The organism is Streptomyces sp. NPDC000404 (assembly GCF_040300365.1).
Taxonomy (GTDB): Bacteria; Actinomycetota; Actinomycetes; order Streptomycetales; family Streptomycetaceae; genus Streptomyces; species Streptomyces ramulosus.
Genome location: NZ_JBEPDN010000004.1, coordinates 213,639 through 237,241, shown reverse-complemented (window position 1 = coordinate 237,241; position 23,603 = coordinate 213,639). Strand labels below are relative to the sequence as shown.

General features: G+C 71.1%; 20 protein-coding genes and 1 pseudogene. 13 read left to right on the top strand and 8 right to left on the bottom strand.

Annotated elements, in window-relative coordinates; translation table 11 throughout:
• Positions 1-430 precede the first annotated feature (430 nt).
• Positions 431-943: an FBP domain-containing protein gene (locus tag ABT345_RS09180; RefSeq protein WP_345087732.1), complete on the top strand. Its 513-nt coding sequence runs from the start codon at positions 431-433 to the stop codon at positions 941-943.
• A gap of 131 nt (positions 944-1,074) precedes the next feature.
• Here ABT345_RS09180 and ABT345_RS09175 read toward each other — a convergent pair whose 3' ends face one another.
• Both ABT345_RS09175 and ABT345_RS09170 read right to left on the bottom strand, forming a co-directional pair.
• Positions 1,075-2,214 carry an acyl-CoA dehydrogenase family protein gene (locus ABT345_RS09175; protein WP_345087730.1) on the bottom strand — a complete coding sequence of 380 codons (1,140 nt, stop codon included), beginning with the start codon at positions 2,212-2,214 and terminating at the stop codon, positions 1,075-1,077.
• A gap of 34 nt (positions 2,215-2,248) precedes the next feature.
• Positions 2,249-5,734 carry an indolepyruvate ferredoxin oxidoreductase family protein gene (locus ABT345_RS09170; protein WP_345087728.1) on the bottom strand — a complete coding sequence of 1,162 codons (3,486 nt, stop codon included), beginning with the start codon at positions 5,732-5,734 and terminating at the stop codon, positions 2,249-2,251.
• A 178-nt stretch (positions 5,735-5,912) separates the two neighbouring features.
• Here ABT345_RS09170 and ABT345_RS09165 point away from each other — a divergent pair, with 178 nt between their 5' ends.
• A complete protein-coding gene (locus ABT345_RS09165; RefSeq protein WP_345087726.1) occupies positions 5,913-6,350 on the top strand; it encodes an Lrp/AsnC family transcriptional regulator in 438 nt (145 codons plus the stop codon).
• 33 nt (positions 6,351-6,383) lie between these two features.
• Here the strand turns inward: ABT345_RS09165 and ABT345_RS09160 are convergent, their stop codons facing one another.
• From ABT345_RS09160 to ABT345_RS09150, 3 genes are all read right to left on the bottom strand, one after another.
• Positions 6,384-7,088 (bottom strand): GntR family transcriptional regulator, encoded by a 705-nt coding sequence (locus ABT345_RS09160; RefSeq protein WP_345087724.1) that lies wholly within the window; start codon positions 7,086-7,088, stop codon positions 6,384-6,386.
• 9 nt (positions 7,089-7,097) lie between these two features.
• The gene (locus ABT345_RS09155; RefSeq protein ID WP_345087722.1) at positions 7,098-8,372 is read right to left on the bottom strand and encodes an alpha-hydroxy acid oxidase; all 1,275 of its coding nucleotides are present in this window, start codon (positions 8,370-8,372) and stop codon (positions 7,098-7,100) included.
• 410 nt (positions 8,373-8,782) lie between these two features.
• Positions 8,783-9,766 carry a helix-turn-helix transcriptional regulator gene (locus tag ABT345_RS09150; RefSeq protein WP_345087720.1) on the bottom strand — a complete coding sequence of 328 codons (984 nt, stop codon included), beginning with the start codon at positions 9,764-9,766 and terminating at the stop codon, positions 8,783-8,785.
• A gap of 284 nt (positions 9,767-10,050) precedes the next feature.
• Between ABT345_RS09150 and ABT345_RS09145 the strand changes: the two genes are divergently transcribed.
• The 4 genes and pseudogenes from ABT345_RS09145 to ABT345_RS09130 all read left to right on the top strand — a co-directional run bounded on the left by ABT345_RS09145 (position 10,051) and on the right by ABT345_RS09130 (position 14,193).
• Positions 10,051-11,499 (top strand): amidase, encoded by a 1,449-nt coding sequence (locus ABT345_RS09145; RefSeq protein ID WP_345087718.1) that lies wholly within the window; start codon positions 10,051-10,053, stop codon positions 11,497-11,499.
• Between the two features lie 132 nt (positions 11,500-11,631).
• Positions 11,632-13,290: an amidohydrolase gene (locus ABT345_RS09140; RefSeq protein WP_345087716.1), complete on the top strand. Its 1,659-nt coding sequence runs from the start codon at positions 11,632-11,634 to the stop codon at positions 13,288-13,290.
• Positions 13,291-13,479: 189 nt separating this feature from the next.
• Positions 13,480-13,870, top strand: a pseudogene (locus tag ABT345_RS09135) (cation transporter dimerization domain-containing protein); the annotation flags it as partial.
• Positions 13,819-14,193, top strand: a complete 375-nt coding sequence (locus tag ABT345_RS09130; protein WP_345088151.1) for a DUF3703 domain-containing protein — start codon at positions 13,819-13,821, stop codon at positions 14,191-14,193. The pseudogene ABT345_RS09135 and the gene ABT345_RS09130, both read left to right, overlap by 52 nt.
• A gap of 251 nt (positions 14,194-14,444) precedes the next feature.
• On the opposite strand, the gene ABT345_RS09125 is transcribed toward ABT345_RS09130, so the two are convergent.
• On the bottom strand, positions 14,445-14,672 hold the full coding sequence (locus ABT345_RS09125) for a hypothetical protein (protein WP_345087714.1): 228 nt from the start codon (positions 14,670-14,672) through the stop codon (positions 14,445-14,447).
• Between ABT345_RS09125 and ABT345_RS09120 the strand changes: the two genes are divergently transcribed.
• A complete protein-coding gene (locus ABT345_RS09120) occupies positions 14,658-14,918 on the top strand; it encodes a hypothetical protein (RefSeq protein ID WP_345087712.1) in 261 nt (86 codons plus the stop codon). The two genes, ABT345_RS09125 and ABT345_RS09120, sit on opposite strands and share 15 nt — an antisense overlap.
• A gap of 118 nt (positions 14,919-15,036) precedes the next feature.
• Here the strand turns inward: ABT345_RS09120 and ABT345_RS09115 are convergent, their stop codons facing one another.
• Together ABT345_RS09115 and ABT345_RS09110 are read right to left on the bottom strand one after the other, a co-directional pair.
• Positions 15,037-16,335: a cytochrome P450 gene (locus ABT345_RS09115; RefSeq protein WP_345087710.1), complete on the bottom strand. Its 1,299-nt coding sequence runs from the start codon at positions 16,333-16,335 to the stop codon at positions 15,037-15,039.
• A gap of 18 nt (positions 16,336-16,353) precedes the next feature.
• Positions 16,354-17,709: a glutamine synthetase family protein gene (locus tag ABT345_RS09110; protein WP_345087708.1), complete on the bottom strand. Its 1,356-nt coding sequence runs from the start codon at positions 17,707-17,709 to the stop codon at positions 16,354-16,356.
• 377 nt (positions 17,710-18,086) lie between these two features.
• Between ABT345_RS09110 and ABT345_RS09105 the strand changes: the two genes are divergently transcribed.
• From ABT345_RS09105 to ABT345_RS09080, 6 genes are read left to right on the top strand one after another with little or no spacing between them, the layout of a single operon-like run.
• Positions 18,087-18,275, top strand: a complete 189-nt coding sequence (locus ABT345_RS09105; protein WP_345087706.1) for a ferredoxin — start codon at positions 18,087-18,089, stop codon at positions 18,273-18,275.
• Between the two features lie 3 nt (positions 18,276-18,278).
• Positions 18,279-19,487, top strand: coding sequence for an NAD(P)/FAD-dependent oxidoreductase (locus ABT345_RS09100; protein ID WP_345087704.1), 1,209 nt, complete (start codon positions 18,279-18,281; stop codon positions 19,485-19,487).
• Between the two features lie 9 nt (positions 19,488-19,496).
• Entirely contained in the window at positions 19,497-20,303 is an 807-nt protein-coding gene (locus tag ABT345_RS09095; protein ID WP_345087702.1) for an acetoacetate decarboxylase family protein, read from the top strand.
• 34 nt (positions 20,304-20,337) lie between these two features.
• Complete coding sequence (locus ABT345_RS09090; RefSeq protein WP_345087700.1) at positions 20,338-21,801, top strand: aldehyde dehydrogenase; 1,464 nt, start codon at positions 20,338-20,340, stop codon at positions 21,799-21,801.
• Entirely contained in the window at positions 21,794-22,687 is an 894-nt protein-coding gene (locus tag ABT345_RS09085) for a 3,4-dihydroxyphenylacetate 2,3-dioxygenase (RefSeq protein WP_345087697.1), read from the top strand. Before ABT345_RS09090 ends, ABT345_RS09085 begins: the two co-directional genes overlap by 8 nt.
• A gap of 52 nt (positions 22,688-22,739) precedes the next feature.
• A complete protein-coding gene (locus ABT345_RS09080; protein WP_345087695.1) occupies positions 22,740-23,585 on the top strand; it encodes a fumarylacetoacetate hydrolase family protein in 846 nt (281 codons plus the stop codon).
• Positions 23,586-23,603: the final 18 nt, after the last annotated feature.

The window sequence follows — 23,603 nt, the reverse complement described above, 5'->3', positions numbered from 1 at the left end:
CACGAAGGGATTCGTCCGGCTGATCCGTCACGGCTGTCAGTCGAAGAATGCGAGTGGTGGACATGGCAGAGGGGAGAAGTGGGAATGCGCGGGCATCGCCCTGGCGGCGGCGATGGCACCGCGTATCGGCAAGCCGAACGTGATGACCATCGGGCCGGCGGTGGCAACAGCCGGCTGCATCGCCCTGGCGCGAGCACACGAGAGGACACGGCGGCCCAGACCCCGACGACCTGCCCGCCAAGACGCCCACGTCGTAGATGTGTAGCCGTAAGGGATGGGGGACGCGCGCACCGGGGCCCACCGGCAGGTCCCTGCCGATGCGTTGACCGCGGCTCGCGCTCCAAGCCCACCTCGCTGCGCCGTGTGACAGAGCACCGATGCCTGCACGTCGACGCTTCCTTCAGTCTCGTCAGGAGAAGCAATGCGCCCCATGACCAGGGAAGAGGTTCGCGGTGCGATCGTGAACCCGGACCCCGCCGCGAAGCGGGTCCGACTGCCCGTCTGGTTCGACGATGTCCGGTGGCACCAGATCGACTATCTCGGGTGGCGGGACCTACGGGCTCCGCAGCTCGCCTACCTCGTCACCGAGGCCGACGGGCAGGCATGGGGAGCGCTGCTGCGGCAGGCGCAGAACAGAGCCACACCCGGATCGCGGGCGGTGATGTGCGACCTGTGCAGGTCCTCCCGCCGGTTCAACGAGGTTTCGCTGTTCACCGCTCGGCGCCCCTCGCGCGACAAACGCGAACGCCTCAACGCGCGCGGTCTTCTCCTGTGCACCGATCTCGACTGCGCAGTCAAGGTGAACACCGAGCCGGTCCGCCAAGGCTCCGGTCCGGAGGCCGGCGACCGCGTCGAGGAACGCCGGGAAGGCTTGCGTTCGCGCACGATCGCCTTCATTCGTTCGGTGTCCGACGCCGAACGAACCACGCGGCACAGAGGGTGATGTTCGGCCTTCAGTAACGCGGATGCAGCTCTCGCGGGCGCCGCCGCCCACGCCGCCGCCCACGACCCCGTGCCGCCGCCGACCCCGCCAACGCCGGCCTCCCTCACGGTCTTCGGGCGCGGATTCGCCGGTCAGCGGGCCAGTTGGCGGCTGATGACGAGGCGCTGGATCTGGTTGGTGCCCTCGAAGATCTGCATGACCTTCGCTTCGCGCATATAGCGTTCGACGGGGTGGTCGAGGGTGTATCCGGCGCCGCCCAGGACCTGGACGGCGTCCGTGGTGACCTTCATCGCGGCGTCGGTGGCGATCAGTTTGGCGACGCTGGCCTGTCGGCTGTAGGGGAGACCCGCGTCGCGGCGGCGGGCGGCGTCGAGGTAGGTGGCCCGTGCCGAGTCGACGGCGGCGGCCATGTCGGCCAGCAGGAACCCCAGCCCCTGATGGTCGATGATCTTGCGGCCGAAGGCGGTCCGTTCCCGCGCGTGGGCGACCGCGGCATCGAGGGCGCTCTGGGCCAGGCCGGTGGCGCAGGCGGCGATGCCGAGCCGTCCGGAGTCCAGCGCGCTGAAGGCGATCTGCAGGCCCTGGCCCTCCTCGCCGATGAGCCGGCCGGTATCGATCAGCGCATCGTCCCAGAAGGCCGCGGCGGTCGGAACGGCGTGCAGGCCCATCTTCTTCTCGGGCTTGCCGAAGGTGAGGCCGCCGGCCCGGCCGGGAGCGAAGAAGCAGGAGACGCCGTTGCTTCCCGGGCCGGTGCGGGCGAACAGGGCGTAGAAGCCGGCCCTGCCGCCGTGGGTGATCCAGGACTTGGTCCCGCTGATGCGGTAGCCGTCCGGGGTACGGCGGGCGCGGCAGGTCAACGCCGCCGCATCGGAGCCCGCCTGGGGTTCGGACAGGCTGTAGCCGCCGACCAGCCGTCCGCCGAGGACGTCCTCGGCCCACCGCCCGCGCTGCTCGCCGCTGCCGAAGTTCAGCAGGGGGAACGCGGCGAGCGTGTGGACGCTCACGGCGACGGCGACGGACGCCCAGCGCGCGGCGAGCTCTTCGACGACCTGGAGGTAGACCTCGTAGGGCTGGTCGCCTCCGCCGAACTCCTCGGGCCAGGGGAGGCCCAGCAGGCCGCTCTCGCCGAGCCGTGCGAACAGGCCCTCGGGGTAGGTCTCGGAACGTTCGTGCTCCGCCACGCGCGGGGCGAGTTCCTTGTCCGCGACCTCCCGGGCAAGAGCGATCAGGTCCTCGGCTTCCTGCGTGGGCAGCAGGCGGTCGACAGGCATGACGGTTCTCCTTCTGGGCGGCGGTGTCCGGTGATCAGGAAGCGGTGGCGGGGGCGGCCGCCAGGGCGCCGAGAGCGCTGCGCGCCTGATCGCGGAAGTCGGCGAGGCGGGCCAGCTTGATGTCCTCGTAACCGCGGACGCCGTCGACCAGCCGGACCAGTTCCTCGACCTCGGCGGCGTTGTCCGGGGTGAGACGCGTCAGCGCGGCGCGGACCAGCCGCGGGTACTCCTGGATCAGGGCGCGCTCCTCGCGGCGGACGTGGGCGTAGCCGAACACGTCGAACGGTGTTCCGCGCAGTCCGCGCAGCGCGCGCAGGGTCCGGAAGGCGAGCGGAGCGGTGCGCCGCAGCCGGATCTTGCGCCGCATGCCCAGGGCCCTGAGCACGGGCGGGTGCAGCAGGACCGACACCGATGCGCCCGGGCCGAACTCGTCGCCGATCCTGGCGTTCTCCACCGTGTCCAGGTGCAGTCGGGCCACGTCGTACTCGTCCTTGTAGGCCATGACCTTGTGCAGGCCCTTGGCGTACGCCACCGCGATCCGCTCTCCGGGTTCGTCGCCGGCGAGCCGCCTGGCCGTGGCGGCCACCGAGTCGACCTCCCGCACGTACTTCCCCGCGTACGCGTCGTTCTGGTAGGCGATCAGGTCCGTGGCACGCAGGGCGACCACGTCCCGCAGCGTTCCGGGTGTCAGGTGCTCCGCGGCCATGGCCTGTGCTGCCGGACTGACCTCGACGGCCGGCCGGGCGGGCGTGCTGACCGCCTTCATCACGGCCTCGTGGTCGAAGGCCGCGGCCCGCCCCCACCTGAAGGCCGCCAGGTTCTTCTCCACGGCGGCCCCGTTGAGGCGGATCGCCGCTTCGATCGCGTCCTGCGACAGCGGGACGCAGCCGTGCTGGAAGGCGGCTCCGATCAGCAGCATGTTGGCCGGCATGTGGTCCCCGAAGAGGGCCTCGGACAGGCCCTGCGCGTCCAGGTGGAGATTCTTCTTGGGACGGGTGCGGGCCGCGATGCGCTCCAGCGCGTCGTCGGGGGAATCGGGGACGACGACCCGGTTGGTCACCATGGCGGCGGTGGGCACGATGGCGGTGTTGAGCACCGCGATGGTGTGGTCGGGCCGCGCCACCTGCAGGTTCGAATCGGCGGCGGCACCCAGCAGATCGAAGCCGATGAGCACGTCCGCGGTGGCGCGGGACGCGCGCACCGCTCCGGTGACCGGCGTGCCGGAGATCCGCACATCGCTCACCACCGGCCCGCCCTTCTGGGCCAGTCCGGTCTGCTCCAGGCCCGCGGCGTAGCGGCCGTCGAGGTGAGCGGCCATCTGCAGAATCTGTGAAACGGTGACGACCCCGGTGCCGCCGATCCCCGGCATGTGCAGCAGTGTGCTCCCGCCCGGCACGGCGGGAGCCGGATCGGGCAGTTCCACCGGGAGCGGCGGGATCTCCCGCCGTGGCCGCGCCGTCACCGGTTCCACCAGCAGGAACGAGGGACAGTCGCCCTTGAGGCAGCTGAAGTCGGAGTTGCAGGACGCCTGGTGGATCCGGGTCTTGCGGCCGAACTCCGTGTCGACCGGCTGCACCGACAGACAGGTCGACACGTCACCGCAGTCGCCGCATCCCTCGCACACCCGCTCGTTGATGACGACCTTCTCGGCGGGGGTCGGCAACTGACCGCGCTTGCGCAGCCGGCGTTCCTCGGCCGCGCACCGGTCGTCGTGGATCAGGACGGTCACCCCGTCGACGGCGGCGAGTTCCTTCTCCACCGCGGGCAGATCGTCGCGGTGGCGGACCCTGGCGATCGGGTCAAGACGTATGCCCTGGTAGTCGGCCGGCCGTGCGGTGGTGACGATGATCTTCTTGACGCCTTCGAGGGCGAGCGACCGGGTCAGCGCGGGTACGTCGAGGCGGCCCTCCGGCCGCTGCCCACCCGTCATGGCGACGGCATCGTTGTAGAGCAGCTTGTAGGTCATCGTCGCCCCGGCGGCGACGGCCGCGCGGATGGCGAGAGATCCGGAGTGGTGGAAGGTGCCGTCGCCGAGGTTCTGTACGAAGTGCCGGTCGTCCGTGAAGGGGGCCAGCCCGATCCACTGGGCACCCTCGCCGCCCATCTGGGTCAGCCCGATCTGGTTGCCGCGGCCCGCACCGTCCAGTGCGACCATGGCGTGGCAGCCGATGCCCACGCCGACCAGCGTGTCGTCGGCGGTCCTCGTCGACGCGTTGTGCGGGCAGCCGGAACAGAAGTAGGGCGTGCGCGACGAAATCATCGGCAGGGCCGTCCGCTTCCGCGCCGGCGGCGCCAGCAGGGCCAGGTGCGTGCCCGCGGCACGCGGCAGCCGCTCCGGCCCGATCCGCGCGGCCAGGGCCCGCGCCACGTCCTCGGCCGCCAGGGTGCCCCGCGCGCTCAGCAGCGGACGGCCGCTCTCGTCATGGCGTCCCACCACGACGGGCGGTTCGCCGATGCCGTAGAGGGCCTGCTTCAGATGCCCCTCCAGGAAGGGGACCTTGTCCTCGACGACGAGCACCTGCTCCAGGTCGCCGGTCATGGCCACCAGGTCCTCGGGGGAGACCGGGAAGGGCATGCCGATGCGGATCAGCCGCAGGCCGAGGTCTTCCATGGCGGGCTCGTCGATGCCGAGGTCGGCGAGCGCCCGCTGCACCACGGCGTACGACGTGCCGGAGGCGAGAACGCCCAGGGTGGCGCGCCGGGCGCTGAAGCCGATGCGGTTCAGGCCCGCCTGCCGGGCGTAGTCACGGGCCAGATCGAGCCGGCGGGTGAGCATGTCGTGCTCGGCGTCGAGCGAGGCGGGGCCGACGAGCGTCGGGGGCGCGCCGCGGTCGGTCCGCGCGGGGGCCGGAATATCGGGCCGCAGCTCGTCCAGGTCGACGACGGCGGAGGCATCCGCGATATCCGCGACGATCTTCAGCCCGGCCCACAGCCCGCTCGCCCGCGACAGCGCCACCGCGTGCAGGCCGTATTCGAGGATCTCGGCCACCGAGCCGGGCGCGAGCAGCGGCATGGCCAGGCTCTGGCACATGGGCTCGCACGAGCTGGGAACGGTGGAGGACTTGCTGCCCGGGTCGTCACCGATCCACGCCACCGCGCCGCCCAGCGCCGTCGTACCCGCCAGGGTGGAGTGCCGGATCGCGTCGGCCGCCCGGTCCAGCCCCGGGTTCTTCCCGTACCAGAATCCGGTGACGCCCTCATGGCGCCGTCCGGGAACCTGCCCGAGCATCTGGGTGCCGGCCACGGCCGTCGCCGCCAGCTCCTCGTTCAGCCCGGCCCGGAACACCACACCGGCGGGATCGAGGAATCGGCGTGCCCGGCCCATCTCCAGATCGACGCCACCGAGCGGCGATCCCTGGTAGCCGCTGACGAAGACCCGGGTGTCCAGACCGTGCGTCTCGTCGAGGCGGCGCTGCTCCAGGGGCAGGCGGACCAATGCCTGGATGCCTGAGATCAGGACACGACCGCCGCGTGCGGCGTACTTGTCGTCCAACGTGACGGAAGCGGGATCCGTGCCCATGCGAGCCTCCTCGGAATGATCGGTTCGGGGGCGCCCAGGACAGCAAGACATCTCATCTCGCCGCAAGTAAGTTGCGGCTGACAGGTAAGAAGACGCAAACTACCGTCAAGAACGGGGGAGTTGGCTCAAATAAATTGCTTCGCTACTGCCGCTACTGCTGCCAAGCCGGGAGCTTCGAGTGACCGAGATCGACGATGTGGACCACCAGCTGCTGCGCATGCTCAGGGAGGACGGCAGGCGCACGTTCTCCGAGATGGCCCCCGAGGTGGGGCTGTCGGTCGCCGCGGTCAAGCGCCGGGTCGACCGGCTCCGGCAGAGCGGCGTCATCACCGGCTTCACGGTCCAGGTCGATCACTCGAAGCTCGGATGGTCCATCGAGGCCTTCGTCGAACTCACCTACACGGGCACCACACCCGTAGGGGAAATCGTCCGTACCGCCTACAAAACGGCCGAGGTGCAAGCCGTCTTCACCATCGCCGGCGCCCCGGACTCCCTCGTGCACGTGCGCGTGCGCGACATCGGACATCTGCAGCACGTCATCGACGGACTGCGCCGCACCGGCAATGTCACCGGCACCAAGACACTCATGATCCTGGGGTCGTGGACGCGGAATTGAGCGGTCCGCACGAGGGACGAGGGGCGGCCCGTCTCACCGGATGTGGGCCGGTGCCCCGCGCTGCCGGCGCAGGGCGAGGTGCATGGCGGCGCGTCCGCCGAGTTCCAGATCGTCCTCCAGGGCGCGGAGCGCGACCTCGCCGCCGACCCGGAGCTGATCGACGAGGTGCCGGTGCACCATGGCCAGCCGGGGCGCCGAGAAATCGGACCGGATCGTCGCGAGCATGCAGTTGAGCTCGTTCTGGCAGGCGCGGTGCGCCGCCACCACTCGTGCGTTGCCGCCGGCCTCCACGATCTTCGTGTGCACCGCGCTGTGCGCCTCGACCACGTGACGCCACGGCGTCTCGGCGGTGAGGGACTCCAGCCGGCCGACCGCCTCGGAGACCGCCGAGAAATCCGCACCCTGGGTGAGCGCCAGCCGCAGAGCCCCCAGTTCCAGGACCGACCGGTACGAGCACATGTCGTCGATGCGTTCGGCGGTCACCGCGGGCACCACGATTCCCCTGTTGCGCTGGTGTTCGAGAAGACCCTCGGACACCAGGGTTTGCAGGCCGGCCCGCACCGAATGCCGACCGCACCGGAAACGTGCGCTCAGCGCTTCTTCGGTGAGCCGTGCCCCGGGTTCGAGGATCCCCTCCAAGAGGTCATCGCGCAGCGCTCGCGCGATGCTGTCCGGCGTACTGCTCGCCCCGACTCCCTCACGCAATGTGCTACTCGATTCGGCAGAGGCTCCCGGCATGACCGCTGATCATAGTCGCTCGCCCATCGTGCGGCGCAGCGAGGCGTGTTGTGCGGACAGCTCGTCCGTGCTCGCCACACCGAGCAACCGCATCGTCCGCGCGTACTCGGTGCCGAAGATCTCTATCGCCCGGTCGACGCCCTGTTCCCCCGCCGCCATGAGGCCGTAGAGGTACGGCCTGCCGACCATCGCCGCGGAGGCGCCCAGCGCTCGCGCGGCGAGGAGGTCGGCGCCGGTGCGCACACCGGTGTCGATGAGGATCTCGCAGTCGTGTCCGACCGCGTCGACCACGCGCGGCAGCAGTTCGAGCGGGGTCGGCGCCCGGTCGAGTTGCCGCCCCCCGTGGTTCGAGAGCACGATCGCCTCCACCCCGTGATCGACCAGCGTCCTGGCGTCCTCGATGCTCTGGACTCCCTTGACCACCAGCTTTCCCGGCCAGCGCTCCCGCAGCCACCGCAGATCCTCGACGGTGACCGAAGGGTCGAACATCCTGCCCGCCAACTCCGCGACCGTGCCGTCGAAGCTGCTGAGCGAGGCGAACCGCAACGGCTCGGTGGTCAGGATGTTCAGCCACCAGGCGGGCCGCATCGCCATGCCTGCGAGGGTGCGCAGTGTCAGGGTGGGCGGGATGGTGAGCCCGTTGCGGATGTCGCGCATCCGTGCTCCGCCCACGGGCGTGTCGACGGTCAGGACCAGGGCCTCGTACCCGGCCTTCGCCGCTCGTTCGATGAGCGCCTCGCTCGCCTCGCGGTCCTTCCAGAGATAGAGCTGGAACCACTGCCGTGCCGTCGGCGCGCAGGCTCGGACGCTTTCGAGATCGGTGGTGCCCATCGTCGACAGCGCATAGGGAATGCCGGCCCGGGCCGCCGCCCGGGCGACGGCGATCTCGCCCTCGTGGTGCATCATGCGGGTGAACCCCGTGGGCGCCAGCACGAGCGGGAGGGCCGTCCGCGCACCGAGGACGTCGGCCGACGCGTCGACCCGTGAGACATCGCGCAGCACCCGCGGATGGAACTCGATGTCCTCGAACGCACGACGTGCTCTGCCGATGCTGATCTCCTGCTCCGCCGCACCGTCGACGTAGTCGAAGACCGACCGGGGAGTGCGGCGCCGCGCGAGGGTGCGCAGATCCTCGATGGTGTGAGCGTGTGCGAGGCGGCGCTCGCGGGCGTCGAACCGGGGCGGCCGGAACTTGACGAGTGGCAGGATCTCCGAGGGCCGGGGAAGCCGGCGCTTCGGCCTCTCCCTGGGCAGCTTCTCGACCTCGGGTTCGGACGTGGTCATGCGCATACTCCTCATCGCCGGAGTGGAAGAACTCGTGGATGGCGCCTGAAATGATTGGTACACAATGCCAACGCGTATGTAGCGATTGATTGTGAGGGATTGCCGGGTGACGTTCCCTTAACTGCCGTAGTACCCGCATTTCGCACGGCGGACCATGCCCCATCGGCCGCAAGTGAACCCTTGAGTCCGTGGTCGACCTGGCGGGTGTGCCTGCTCGGCGCCACTCTCCGCGGCCGGTCGGACCTGAGGCCAGGCCGCCGATGCAGGGATTGTTACACAATGATTGGCAACACTCCATGGGTACGCGACGGTCAGGCGTAGGAGGGATCCGCCGACACGTCCCTCCGCGTCCGGCCTCCGGGTGCCCGGGTGCCCGGGTGCCCGGGTGGTGAACGATCCCGTGGCCGTGGTCAGCGGGTCGCGGCGTGCAGGGCGCGCAGGGTGTCGAGTTGGTGCTCGAAGGCGGTGCGGGCGAGTGCGGTGCGGTTGGGGCAGCCGAGCTTGAGGAGTGAGGACTCGATGTGGCTGCGGACGGTGCGGACCGTGATGCCCAGCGCCTGGGAGATCCGTTCGTTGGGCCACCCCCGCGCGACCAGGCCGACGACGTCGAGTTCGCGGCTGGTCAGGCGGCCGGGCGTAGCCGTGCGGCCGATCCGCAGAAGGACCGCGTCCGCCCGGCGCACCGCATCGATGCGCCACCAGTTGCCGTCGGCGGCGCGGTGGTGAAAGCCGGTGCGGTCGGCCGTAGCGGCGACGGCGGCTTGCACGGCGAGGTGAAGCTCGGTACGGGTCAGCGGTACTCGGCCGAGGTCCCCGGTCCTGATCTCGACCAGGTCCTGCGAGACCCAGAGGACCACCTCGGCCGCGGTGTCATCGGCCTCGGCGCCGGGGTCGAGGAGTGCGGCGAGGTCGTGCGACAGCATCGTCAGCGCGAGACACGATGCGTCGTCGAGCGGGGTGGCGTGCCGTGAACTCATCGCGAGGAAACCCGGATTCGGCGCGCCGGCGGCGGGCGGCGGCAGCGGCAGGGTCAGGCCTTCACGGAAATCGTTGGGCAAGATCGCGTCTCGGTACGTCCGGGTCTCGCGGATGTCGAACGGCACGTCCGCGAACCGCAGGTGGGTGCCCCGGCGTAGGGCGAGCTGATGGACCGGGCAGGTCCGGCTGTACGTCGCCGTGATGTAGGCGAGGGTCTCCGCCGGATAGCCGAGGTTGGCGACGGCGGTGTGCGTGGCGCCGCCGGGGTGCGGGAGCCGGGAGGTGACCAGCGCGGCGCAGTCGAACCCGAGCGTGTCGCGCACGGAGCGCAGCGGGGCATCGACGGGCATCTCGCCCCGGCCGGCCGCGCGGATCTCCCCGGCGAGCCGGACCCACCACTGTACGTCCGCAGCCATTCGAAACCTCCCGATATCGGACGAATCATGAGGGCGGCCGCAGGACGGTGTCAAGGCTGCGGATCATCTTTGTGGAGCGATCCCGGCATGCGAACGATGTCGGATCCGAAAAGGTTGTTCCCCTCCTCAAGGCGCCCGCATGCCCGGCATCCGCTGCCGGATGCACAGCCACGGCGCGGAGGTATCGGCTTTTCGGCCGAGGTGCGGAACCTCACAGGCTCGTAACTTGCGGGTGGCCAACCGGCCAACGAGCCACCTCCGCGTCACGGCAAGGGGAGATCTTGATGAACTTCGACGAATACGCCGCCCTCGACGCGACCGCTCTCGCCGCGGTCATCGCCTCCGGGGAGGTCACCGCCGATGAGGTCGCCGCCCTGGCCACCGAGGCCATAGCCCGGGTCGACAAGGAGCTGAACGCGGTCGCCGAGGGGCCGTTCGACCGTCCCCTCGACCACGCCGCCGACGGCCGGTTCGCCGGTGTTCCGTTCGCGATCAAGGATCTCGTCTGCCACGCGGCAGGGGTGCCGACGCGCATGGGCACGCGTCTTTTGGGCGACGGCTACGTACCGGCCGCCGACACGCACCTCATGGAACGCTTCCGCGCGGCCGGTCTGGCGACGTTGGCCGTGACGACGACGCCGGAGCTGGGCTTCAACGGCAACTCCGAGGCGCTGGCCTACGGTTCGACGCGCAATCCGTGGCACACCGCCCACAGCGCCGGCGGATCCAGCGGCGGCGCGGCCGTGCTCGTCGCCACGGGGGCGGTTCCGCTGGCGCACGCCAACGACGGTGGTGGTTCCATCCGCGTGCCCGCCGCCTGCAACGGACTGGTCGGCCTGAAGCCCGGCCGGGGCCGGGTGCCCTCCGGTCCGGACGGGGCCGAGGGGCTTTACGGGATGGGCGCCGAGCTTGCGGTGACCCGGACGGTCCGTGACACCGCGGCGCTGCTCGACGAGGTGGCCGTGAGCTACCCGGGCGACCCGTTCGTCATCGCCCCGCCGGCGCGCCCGTGGGCCCAGGAGGTGCGCGCGGATCCGGGACGGCTGCGGATCGCCGTGCACACCGAGTCCTGGGCGGGCAGCTACGTGGATCCGGAGGTGGCCCGGGCGGTCGAGGAGACCGCCAGGGTGCTCGAAGCGGCGGGCCATCGCGTCGAACACGGGACGCCGAGCCTCACCTGGGAGGCGCTCCTGCACGCGAACACCGTGCTCTGGTCGTCCTCCCTGGCCGGGTCCGTCGCCTGGATCGAGGCGCTGACCGGCGCGACGGCAGGCCCGGAAAACCTCGAACGCACCACCTGGTCATGCGTCGAATACGGTCGCCGGGTCGACGCCGTCACACTCGGCACCGCCCTCACGACGCTCAACACCGTCTCCCGCGAGGTCGGACGGTTCTTCACCGAGTACGACCTGCTGTTGACCCCCACCCTGAACACCCCCGCGCCGCCGCTCGGCCACCTCGACGCCAACGCGGACCTCAGCGCGTTCGAGTGGACCGCGCGGATCTTCGACGCCTGCTCCTTCACCTCGCTGTTCAACCAGACCGGCACTCCCGCGATCAGCCTGCCGCTCGCGATGTCGGCGCAGGGACTGCCCATCGGCGTCCAACTCGCCGGCCCGGCCTGCTCGGAGGCGATGCTGCTACGGGTCGCCGCCCAGCTGGAGAAGGCGATGCCGTGGGCCGACCGACGCCCCGCCGTCCACGCGACCACGCTCATGTCCCCCACCGCATAGGCGTCCCGGCACCGACGCCGTACCGGTGGAGCGAATCGCCGCATCGATGGAACGAATCAACGACAACGCCTCCGCCCACAGGGGATGGCGACGAGGAATCCGACGCCCTGGTGGGCCGTGCGAGAGGAAACCATGAGCAGGACGCCCGATCTGATCGTTGTCAACGCCGCCGTATTCACCGGTGATCCGGCGGGAAACACGGCGGAGGCATTCGCCGTCACCGACGGGGAGTTCGCCGCCGTCGGAAGCTCCGCGGACATCACGCGGCTGGCCGGCCCGGAAACGACCGTCGTCGACGCGGACGGCAGGATGGTCATGCCGGGAATCTGCGACGTCCACACCCACCTCGGCCTGGGCGGGGCGCTGGTGGCATGGGACCTGCAGATCGCACCGCACTACGGACTCGACGAGATCTGCGCGGCGGTCGCGGCGCGGGCGGCGGAGCTGGAGCCCGGCGAGTGGATCGCCGGCGGGGTCATCGGTTCGACGGCGCTGGAAAGGCTCGCGGACGTCGACGCACTCGCCCGGCTCGACGAGGCATCCGCCGGACATCCCGTGGTGATCAAGGACGATACGCAGCACAACAGGTGGGTCAACAGCGCAGCACTTCAGGCGATGGGGGTCACGGCCGCCTCGCCCGATCCCGAGGGCGGTACGTATGTGCGCGACGAGGCGGGCCGCCTCACCGGAGTGCTGTGGGAGCAGGCGTCCCGTGTGGCGGAGGAGGCGTTCGCCGCGAGCATCGAGAACCCGGAGGCCCGGCACCGCGTCACCTTCGCGACCGCCGCGAGGGTCTGCAACGAGGTCGGGATCACCACCGCCTGCGACGCCGCGACCATGGAACCGGCCCTGCGCACGTTCGCGGCGCTGGAGGCCGAAGGCGAACTCACCCTCAGGGTCGTGGCGTCCACGGTGGCGCGACCGCTGCTCGCGGAACCCGGAATCACCGGTAAGGAACTGCTCGCGGTGTCCGAGCGGTTCGGCTCCGAACTGCTCCACGTGGGATTCGTCAAGCTGTTCCTCGACGGCGTCCCCATGACCCGGACCGCCGCCATGCTGGACCCCTACCTGCCCCACGGGTGCTCCTCCCACGGGCCGAGTTCCGGGGAATGCCTGTACGACCTGGACGGACTCGTCGACGAACTCGAAGAGGCGGTCCGCGCCGGGCGCGGGGTGAAGATCCACGCGGCCGGGGACGCCTCGACGAGGTTGGCCCTGGACGCGATAGCGGTCATCCGCCGGCGGCATGGATCGGGGCCGGTCTTCCACATCGCGCACCCGCTGTTCGTCGACCCGTCCGACGTGCGCAGGTTCGCCGAACTGGGCATCGTCGCGGACGCGTCGCCCTACCTGTGGTACCCGAGCATCATCCAGGACAGCATGGCGGCCTGTGTGCCGGCCAGGACCATCGAGAAGACCTACCCGCTCGCGGATCTGCTGGCCTCCGGGGCCAATGTCTCGGCCGGCACCGACTGGCCCGCCGGGGCTCCCATGCCGCACCCCTGGACCGGGATCGAGACGGTGATCACCCGGGAGGCGCCCGGCGGCAGCGAGGAGACGATCAACCCCGCGCAGCGGCTCACGCTCCACGAAGCGCTGATCAGCTTCACCCGGCGCCCGGCCGAGGCGCTGGGCCTCGGCGAGCGCGTCGGCAGCATCGAGGCGGGAAAATCCGCGGACTTCCTCGTCCTGTCGCAGAACCTCTTCGACGTCGAGGTCCGCCGGATCCACGAGACGAAGGTGCTGGCGACCTATCTGCGCGGCTCACAGGTCCACGCCGCGCACGCGTGACCGTTCCCGGCCCGCCCGGCCCCGTGTGCCCGGTCGTCCACCAGTCGGTGTGACGACCGGGCACACGGGATGAGCAGGGGCCGGAGAGGGGCGGTCCCGTCCCTCCTCGTTGGCGGCCTTTTCGCAGGTCAGGGGGTGTTCGCTGGTGATGACAACGGTCACCGGTGCGACCTTTGCCATGTATCGGCCATAGTCGTCGCCCTGATGGCCAAGGCCGGCTACGGGCTCGTCCGGGAATCCGGCCGCGTCTTCCTGGAAGCCGCCCCCCGCCCATATCGACCCCGACGCCCTGGGCGACCGGCTCGCCGGCCGACCGCCGGTGACCGAGATCCACGACCTGCACGTCAGGCAGATCACCTCCGGTCAGAACGCGCTCTCCGCCCACGTGCTGGTCGACGCCGCCGCCGACTGCCACGCCACCCGCCGGGACCTCGAACGGTTTCTCGCCGCCGAATACGGCATCACCCACAGCACACTCCAGGTCGACCACGCGCAGCACGCCGCACTCATCGGCGCCGCGGCAGGCCACTGCGAAGAACCCCACGGCCCCGTCCACCGCCCCGGGCATCACCAGCACTGACCTGCGCGCCCGCCGCCCGCGCCCCCGGGCCCACGGCGCAGCGCAGGCGGGCCGTGGAGCGGGCACACATCCTGTCCCAGCCCTGGCCCTGGCCCCACACCCGCACCCACGGCGTGATGTTCCGCCTCGCCCTTCAGGACCGCGACGTGCGGGAGATGCTCGGCCAGCTGGTGCGCCTGGTCGTCGCCGCCCCCGGTTCCGCGGCCGGAAAGTACCCGGACGGCAACACCGGCCGTACCCGGGTCGGGATCAACACCACCATGCCGCTCCCGGACAATCTCGCCGCGCTGCTCCGCGGGGCCGGCGTCGCGCTGCGGCCGTAGGGCGTGTTGAAGTCCCATCCATGGAAAACCGTCTGGGAAACCGTCGTTTCTGAAGAGCGCTCTGCGAGGTCGGCCGGGGCCTCGCAGTCTGCCGTTCCTGCTGTTCTTCGGCTTCTGGGGAGCGATGCGCCGGCCGAAGGGAAAGGCGGAGGGGGCGACCCCGCGGATCCCCTGGGCGAGCGTGAGCCTGCTCGAGGTCTACGTCCCCTACTTCGGCAGCGGCTCCAGGGGATCGGGCCGCTCGCGGCCGGCTACCTGGGCGCCGTCCTGGCCGCCGGCTGGACGCTCGGCTCGGTCGCGTGCAGCGGCATGTCCCACCGCAGCCGCACGGTCATCGGCGTCGGCCCGGTCGTCTCCCTGGCCGGGCTCGTCGGGCTCTTCTTCGTCGGTCCGGCCCACTCGGGCACGATCGCGGCGATCGCGGCGGTGAGCGCCGGACTGCTCGCCCTGGGCTGGGGATCGGCATGGCGTGGCCGCATCTGCTCACCCGGGTCCTGCAGTTGGCGCCGGATGCGGACCAGGACCTCGCGGGCTCCTCGGTCACGACGGTCCAGCTCACCGCGACCGCGTTCGGGTCGGCGCTCGCGGGCACGGTCGCCAACGTCGTCGGATTCTCCGACCGCGTGGGCGCCGGCGACCTGCAATCCACCGCACGCTGGATGTTCGCACTGTTCGCGCTCGCTCCGCTGGCCGCCGTGGTGACCGCGCGGTACGCCCGCCGCTGACGCATTCCACCGCGTACGGGACTCGTCCCGCCGCGCGGTGATCCACCGGCTGAGGCCCCGTTCCGGACGACCTTGAGTCGGCCGGCCGGGGCCGATGGGCCGTGATCAGTCCTCACGGTCAGGCGAGGGTGACCTCGACGGGCAGTTTCTTGATGCCGTTCACGAAGTTGGAGCGCACCCGCGGGACGTCTCCGGCGAGCTTGACGTCCGCCAGACGCGGGATGAGCTCCTCGAACATGATGCGGATCTCGGTGCGCGCGAGCAGGTTGCCCAGGCACAGGTGGGGGCTGCCCTTGCCGAAGGTGACGTGGTCGTTGTCCTTCCGGGTCACGTCGAAGTCGTAGGGGTTGGCGAAGACTTCCTCGTCGCGGTTGCCGGAGGCGAACCACATGACGACCTTGTCGCCCTCCTTGACCTGCTTGCCGCCGAGTTCGACGTCGCGCGTGGCCGTGCGGCGGAAGTGGTAGACGGGGGAGGCCCAGCGCAGGAACTCCTCCACCGCCGCGGGGATCAGCGAGGGGTCCTCCTGGAGGCGGGCGAACTGCTCGGGGTGCTGGAGGAGGGCCAGCATGGAGTGGCTGATGGTGTGGCGGGTGGTCTCGTTGCCGGCGACGACCAGGAGCAGGAAGTAGTTGTCGAAGTCCTGTGCCGAGAGCGGTACCCCGTCGCGCGGGGTCTCGTTGACGAGCTTGGAGATCAGGTCGGTGCCGGCGCCGCCGCGCCGCTGCCGGGCGAGCTCGCGGCCGTACGCGAAGACCTCCAGCGAGGCGGGCGAGCGGAACGGCAGGTCGCGGTACCTCTCGCTCTCGTCGCTGTGCAGGAGGACATCGGCGTAGTCGGGGTCGGTGTTGCCGATGATGCGGTTGCCCCAGTCGATGAGCTGCTGGTTGTCCTCCGGGGGCACGTCCAGGAGGCGGGCGAGGACGTTGATGGGGAAGTCGGCGGAGACCTCCTTGACGAAGTCGAAGGTGCCCTTGGCCAGGGCCGCGTCCAGCGTGGTGGCGGTCAGGCCGCGCAGGAAGTCGGCGTAGCTGTTGATGACGCTCGCGCCGAACTGGCGCTGCAGGAGGCTGCGCATGGCGCGGTGGCGCACTCCGTCCAGCTCCAGGATGGAGGCACGCTTCTTGATCTGGTCGTCGTCGACCTCCTCCAGGTTCACGAACCTGGTCGAGGTGAACGTCTCGGCGTCCCGGTCGACGCGGGCGATGTCGGCGTGCCGGGTGACCGCCCAGAAGCCGGAGTTGGGCGCCTCCTCCGGCTGCCAGTGGACGGGGTCCTCATGGCGGAGGGTGTGGAACATGCGCCACGGTGTGACACCGTCGGTGAAGTTGTCGAGATCAGCCAGGTCCACCTGGGCCAGGGGCATCGGCTCGTCGATGGCACCGGACGCGGGCGGTGTGGTCGTCACGGAGGTCATGGGTGCGTCTCCTCGGTATCACAGGTGGTAGGCGTACTCGGTGAACTCCCAGTCGGTGACGTGCCGATGGAAGCGTGCGACCTCGTCGCGCTTGTACGAGAGGTAGGCGGTGGTGAAGTCCTTGCCGAGCACCTCGGTCAGCGCGGTGTCCGCCTCCAGCGCGTCGAGGGCGTCGGGCAGGGTCGCCGGCAGGAGGGCGGACACGGCGGTGTCGTAGCCGTAGCCCTCCAGCGGGGCGGCGGGCTCCTCACCGGCGAAGACCCCCAGAAGCGCTGCCGCGAGGGTGCCCGCGATCAGCAGGTAGGGGTTCGCGCTCGCGTCTCCCAGGCGCAGTTCGAGGCGGGTGCCGAAGCCGCGTTCCGGCGGAATGCGGACCATGGCGCTGCGGTTGTCCAGCCCCCAGTCGATCAGCCAGGGCGCGAGGGTGTCGGGGCCGAAGCGCTTGTAGGAGTTGACCGTCGGGTTGGCCAGCGCCGCGAGTGCCGGGGCGTGGGCGAGGACGCCGGCCACCGCGTGGCGCGCGACGGCGGTCAGGCCGTACGGCGCGGACGGGTCGGCGAAGGCGTTGTTGCCCTCGTCGTCCACGCAGGACATGTGGAGGTGGAAGCCGGATCCGCCCGCGCCCTGGAAGGGCTTGGCCATGAAGGTGGCCAGCCGGCCCTCCTTGCGGGCCAGTTCCTTGACCGCGGATTTGAAGCGGAAGGCGCGGTCCGCGGCCGTCATGGCGTCGGAGTGGTTCAGGTTGATCTCGAACTGCGAGCCGTCGAACTCGTGGTTGCCGCTGCTGATGTCGATGTCCAGGTCACGCAGCAGGCGCAGGGTGCGCAGCAGGTGGTTGTCGCCGTCCGCGCGCAGGCCCGCCGTGTAGACGACGCCCGCGGCGTCGCTGTAGCGGCGCCAGCCCTGCGGGTTCGCGGGGTCCGCGTCGCACAGGAAGTACTCCAGCTCCGGGCCGACGACCGGATTCAGGCCGTACTCGCCGCATCGGTCGATCACCGTGCGCAGCAGATCGCGGGGCGACTCCGGTGCGGGCAGTCCGGTGGCCGGGTCGGTGACGTCGCCGAGGCAGCTGGCGACGCCGGGTTCCCAGGGCAGGGCGGTCAGGGTGTCGAGGTCGGGGCGTACGCAGATGTCGGGCAGGCCGGCGTCCAGCCCTCCCGCGACCGGGACCACATCGCCCTCGGGGTTGGTGTGGTAGACGGCGCGGCAGAAGGCGAGGCCGTGCTCGCAGGCCGAGGGCAGGTGGTCCAGCAGGACGTCCCGGGCCCGTTCGGTGCCGATGAGGTCGGGATAGGTGACCCGGACCACGTCGATGCCCTCGGCGGCGAGCTGCTCCATGCGGCGGCGGACGGATGGGATGTCGGATGCGCTCACCGGTGTCTCCTCAAGGGGAAGGGGGGCGCCTCCCCGGCGCTCGCGGCACGAGGGGAAACAGCGCTCGCGGCACGGGGGGAAACGGGATGCGAGGGCTTCGGACCGCGGGGAGGCAGGACGCCGCTCGCTTGTTGGTTGGCAAACCGTAGGGACGCCGGCCACCGTCCCGCAAGGGTTGTGGCACAGAAATTTATCCATCCGGATAGCTATTGACCGGAGCCCGGCCGGTTCCTATGTTGTTTGATGCCAAACGAGTTGGGGCCGGTGTTCACCGCACCCCTTTGGCAGGGGCCCGGCCCCCCGTGGGTCCGGGCCCCCTCTTTCTTCCTCTCCCTCTCCTTTTCCCGACGCTCCCCCCAGCACCAGGAGGAACGGTCATGCAGGTCGTCGTCGACATGAACAAGTGCCAGGACCACGGCCAGTGCGTCTTCGCCGCCCCCGACGTCTTCCGCTTCGACGACGACGGGCGTCTGGCCTATGTCGCCGACCCCGACGAGACCCTGCGCGGCGACGTCGAGGAAGCCGCCGACGTCTGTCCGTTGCAGGCCATCCGGATCGAGGACTGAGCCGTGACCGCACCCATCGTCGTGGCCGGCGCCTCCATGGCCGGGCTGCGCGCCGCCGAGCAACTGCGCGCCGCGGGCTGGGACGGGCCGATCACCCTCGTCGGGGACGAGCCCCACATGCCCTACAACCGGCCTCCGCTGTCCAAGGAGTTCCTGGCGGGCCGGGCGTCCCTCGACTCACTCGCCTTCCGGACCCGGGCCGAGGTCCGTGACGTGCGGTGGCGCCTGAGTACCAGGGTCGTACGCGCCGCCCTCGACCGGCGGACCGTCGAACTCGACGACGGCGAGACCCTGCCCTACCGCGGTCTCGTCGTGGCCACCGGCATGCGCCCCCGACGGCTGCGCTGCCCCGGTCCCCTCGCCGGACGGCACACCGTCCGCACCCTGGACGACGCCCGGGGGCTGCGCGAGGCGCTGACCCGGCCGGGCGTACGCGTGGTCGTCGTGGGAGCCGGATTCATCGGCTGCGAGGTGGCCGCCACCGCCCTCGCCCTCGGCGCCGCCGAGGTCACCGTGGTCGACCCGCTGCCGCTGCCCATGGCCGGGCCGCTGGGCGAGCTGCTCGCCGGCGCGCTGCTCAGACGCCATGAACAGCGGGGCATCCGCTTCGCCCTCGGCACGGGGGTGACCGCCTTCCACGGCGACGACAAGGTCACCGGGGTGGCCCTGGCCGACGGCAGGGTCCTCGCCGCGGACGTGGTGGTGGAGTCGGTCGGCTCCGCGGCCAACACCGAGTGGCTCGAAGGCAACGGCCTGGACCTCTCCGACGGCGTCCTCACGGACGAGCAGCTGCGGGTCGGCGGACGCCCGGACGTCATCGCCGCCGGCGACATCGCACGCTTCCCCAACGCCCGGTACGACGGTGTCCCGCGCCGCGTCGAGCACTGGTCCATCCCCACCGACACGGCCAGACACGCCGCGAAGGTGCTCGCCGCACACCTCACCGGCACCGACGCCGGCCTCGCGCCGTTCGCGCCGCTGCCGACCTTCTGGAGCGACCAGCACGACTTCCGTCTCCAGTCCTTCGGCGCCCCGGCCCTCGGCAAGGACGACGTACGCGTCCTGGACGGCGACCTCGACGGGGACGTCCTGGTCGGCTACCACCGCGCGGACCGCCTGATCGGCGTCGTCGCCCTGGGCGGCCGGGCCGCCGCGGCGGCCGCCGCCCGCCACCGCGCCGAGCTCCTCAAGCAGCCCTCCCTCACCGCGTAAGGAGCCCAAGTGGCCAGTGTCCGTGGATACTTCCACCCCAAGACGGCGACCGGCGCCTCGTCGCTGATCCCCGCGCCGCCGTGGCGCTACTCCGGCGACCTCCTCACCGTCGAATACCGCACCGACCCCTCCCGCGTGCGCGAACTCCTGCCCGAGCCCCTGGAACTCGCCGACGAGGACCCCGGCGCCGTCGCGCTGATCTGGGCCGACTGGCAGTCCTGCGCCGCCTCGGGGCAGGAGCTGCTCGATCCGGTGCTCGCCCAGTACAAGGAGGCGTTCGCGGTCGTGCGCTGCCGGTACAAGGGACGGACCTACACGCGCTGCGTGTACATCTGGGTCGACAAGGACTTCGCCATAGCCCGGGGACTGCACCAGGGCTATCCGAAGAAGCTCGGCTCCATCCACCAGACCCGCCCGCACCCCTACGGGCCCGCACCCCGCATCGAGGCCGGCGCCCGGTTCGGCGCGACCCTCGCCGCCGCCGACCGCCGCCTGGCCCAGGCCGTCGTCACCCTGCGCGAGCCGTCCGGGACCAACGGCTTCGTCAACGGCCATCCCATGGCCCACCACCGCTGGCTGCCCGCCATCGAGAAGGGCGGGGGCCTGGCCCTGGACGAGCTGATCGAGTCCGGCGCCGCCTCCTTCGAGGGCGGCGAGCCCTGGGTGGGCGACGCCGATCTGGAGCTGTTCGCCTCGCCCACCGAGGAGCTGGCCCGGCTGGAGGTCCGCGAACCGATCGCCGCCTACTACCGGCAGGTCGGCGTGGTATGGGACGGCGGCCGGCTGCTGGAGTCGAACGCCTCCGGCGCCGAGTGAACCCGCGCCGCACCGACCACGAGGACTGGAGAACATGAGCGAACACCTCACCACCGTCGCCGAAGTCGCCGTCGACACCCGGCACTGGATCGGCGGTGAACGCATCGCGTCCACCGAGACCTTCACGGATGTCTCCCCCATCGACGGCGGCGTCCTCGGCGAGATCGCCCGGGGCACCGCGATGGAGGCCGCCGCGGCGGTCGCCGCCGCCAAGGCCGCCTTCCCGGCCTGGGCCGCCACCCCGCGCGCCGAGCGCGCCCGCATCCTGCACGCCGTCGCGGACGGCGTCGAGCGGCGGCTGGAGGAACTGGCCGCCGTGGAGACGGCCGACAACGGCGCCCTCCTGCGCTCCCACCGCCGCGGCGTCATGCCCCGCGTCGCACACAACTTCCGGTTCTTCGCCGACTGGCTGCTGCGGCTCGGCCACGAGGACTTCGACACCCGCGGCCACACCAACCACGTCAGCTGGGACCCGGCCGGCCCCTGTGTGCTGATCACCCCGTGGAACGCCCCGCTGATGCTGGCCACCTGGAAGATCGCCCCGGCGCTGGCGGCCGGGAACACCGTCGTCCTCAAGCCCGCCGAATGGACCCCGCTGACGGCCTCGCTGCTCGCCGACATCGCCGACGGGGCCGGGCTCCCGGCCGGTGTCCTCAATGTCGTGCAGGGGTACGGCTCCGAGATCGGCCACGCCCTCACCGCCCATCCGGACGTACGCCGCATCAGCTTCACCGGGTCCGTGCCGACCGCCCGGCGCATCGCCTCGTCGGCCGCGGCCCACCTCACCCCGCTCAGCCTCGAACTGGGCGGCAAGTCCCCGCTGCTGGTCTTCGCCGACGCCGATCTGGACCTCGCCGCCGACCTCGCCGTCGAGCAGTACGACAACGCCGGCCAGGTCTGCCTGGCAGCCACCCGCATCCTCGTCGAGGAGACGGTGGCCGAGGAGTTCACCCGCCGCTTCACCGACAGGGCCGCACGCCTGCGGCAGGGCGACCCGCGCGACGAGACGACCGACATCGGACCCAACATCCACCGCCGGCAGCTGGAGAAGATCGACGGCTTCGTCCAGCGGGCCCTCGCGGCCGGCGCCCGCGCCGTGATCGGCGGACACCGCGGCGAGGGGCAGTACTACGCCCCGACCCTCCTCACCGACGTCGCCCAGGACTCCGAGATCGTCCAGGAGGAGGTCTTCGGCCCCGTCCTGACCCTGCAGACGTTCACCGACGAGGACGAGGCCGTGCGCCTGGCCAACGGCACCCGCTTCGGCCTCGCCGCCACGGTCGCCACCGGCGACGCCGGGCGCGCCGAACGGGTCACCGCACGGCTCGTCGCCGGCACGGTCTGGGTCAACTGCTTCTTCGTCCGGGACCTCAAGGCCCCGTTCGGCGGCTCCCGCCACTCGGGCGTCGGCCGCGAGGGAGCCACCTGGAGCTTCGACTTCTACTGCGACCTCAAGAACACCGTCACCGCGCCGATGGGAGGCAAGGACCGTGGGTGAGATCGTCGGGGCGGGCCTGCTCGCCCATGTCCCCACCATCGTGCTGCCCGAGAAGACCAGGCGGGAGCTGAACGAGGGCAAGGAGATCACTCTCGTCACCGGCCTGCGGCAGCTGCGCGAGGACGTCTTCGAGCGAGACGACTACGACACCGTCGTCGTCCTGGACTCCCACTGGGCGACCACCGTCGAGTTCGTCGTCACCGCCCAGCCGCGCCGCGCCGGCCTGTTCACCTCCGAAGAGCTGCCGCGCGGCATGACCCGCATGCCCTACGACTATCCCGGCGACCCCGAACTCGCCCACCACATCGCCTCGTTCGCCGACCGGCACGGCACCTGGATCACCCCGATCGACGACGCGTACCTGCCGGTCTACTACGCCACGATCAACCTGTGGAAGTTCCTCGGCGAGGGCCTGCCGGACAAGCGCTGGGTGACCATCGGCGTCTGCCAGACCGGCGACGCGGAGGACCATCTGCGCCTGGGCCGCGCCCTGGCCGACGGCATCGCCGCCACCCCCGGCCGACGCGTCCTGCTGATCGCGTCCGGCGCCCTGTCGCACACCTTCTGGCCACTGCGCGAGCTGCGCGACCACGAGGCGAGCGATCCGGCGCACATCGTCACCCCCGAGGCGCGGGAGGCCGACCGGGAGCGGATCGCCTGGTTCAAGGAGGGCAGCCACGACAGGGTCCTCGACACCATGGACGACTTCCGGAGGTACCGGCCCGAGGCCGGGTTCTCCCACTACCTGATGATGGCCGGCGCCCTCGGCGAACAGGCCTGCAAGGCCAAGGCGCGCCAGTACGGCGCGTACGAGAACTCGATCGGCACGGGCCAGGTCCATCTCTGGTTCGACCGCCCGCAGGACGGCTGGACGGGCGCGGCCTAGTCCCTCGTCCCCGCTCACACGCCCCGCAGCCACGCCCAGAAAGGCTCCCGCCATGCCCGAGTACCGCCGCATCCTCCTCGACGGCGCCGCCGTGGAGACCCTTCGTGACGGCGACGAACTGGTCGCCGGTGACGGCCGGCGCGTCGCGATCGACGACGCCCGGCACCTGCCGCCCGTCGTGCCCTCGAAGGTGATCGCCGTCCACCTCAACCACCGCAGCCGGGTGGACGAGTTCCGGATCGGCCTGCCCGGCACCCCCACGTACTTCCACAAGCCGACCTCGGCCCTGAACTCCCACGGGGGCGCGATCGTGCGGCCCGAGGGCTGCAAGTGGCTCAACTACGAGGGCGAGGTCGCCATCGTCATCGGCAAGGCCGCGCGCAACATCTCCCCGGCCGAGGCGGGCGAACACATCGCCGGCTACACCGTGGCCAACGACTACGGCCTCCACGACTTCCGCGACACCGACGCCGGCTCCATGCTCCGCGTCAAGGGCTCCGACACCTTGTGCCCGCTCGGCCCCGGGCTGGTCACCGACTGGGACTTCCGCGGCAAGCGGCTGCGGACCTACGTCAACGGCGAGGTGGTCCAGGACGGCTCCACCGACGAGATGACGTGGGACATGCACTATCTCGTCGCCGACATCGCGCGCACCATCACCCTGTACCCCGGAGACGTGCTGCTGTCGGGCACCCCGGCCAACTCCCGGCCCGTCCGGCCCGGCGACGTCGTCGAGGTGGAGGTCGAAGGGCTCGGCCGGCTCACCAACCACATCGTCACCGGACCGACCCCCGTCCGGGCCGACGTGGGGGCCCAGCCGACGGAGTCGGAGGAGGTGCGCTCCACCGCGCTCGGCGGCGACTGGGAGTTCCGCGGCATCCGGCCGCCGAAGCGCTGACCGGTGCCCCTCGGTAGG